The organism is Streptomyces violens (assembly GCF_000717745.1).
GTDB classification, from domain to species: Bacteria; Actinomycetota; Actinomycetes; order Streptomycetales; family Streptomycetaceae; genus Streptomyces; species Streptomyces violens.
Window position 1 is genome coordinate 1 of record NZ_JOBH01000047.1, and the last position, 318, is coordinate 318.

At 73.9% G+C, this 318-nt stretch carries 1 pseudogene; it reads right to left on the reverse strand.

The window, feature by feature from the left end:
* Positions 1-318: pseudogene (locus tag IF04_RS36355) on the reverse strand (regulator); the annotation flags it as partial.

Genomic DNA, 318 nt, shown 5'->3' on the forward strand with positions numbered 1-318 from the left:
TCGGCGTCGAAGCTGCCGGCGAAGACCGACAGCCGCGCCCACAGCAGCCGTTCGGCGGGGCTGCACAGCTGGTGGCTCCAGCCGATGGCGGTGCGCAGGGCCTGATGCCAGGGAGGTTCGGCGTCGGTGGCGACGCCGTCGGTGTCGCCCAGGACGGCGAAACGGTCGTCCAGCCGGGCGGTCAGTTCCCGTACCGGCAGATCGCGCAGACGGGCCGCGGCCAGCTCGATCGCCAGCGGCAGCCCGTCCAGCCGCCGGCACAGCCGTACCAGCTCCGCGCGGTCGGCATCGGTGACCGTGAAACCGGGCACCGCCTCC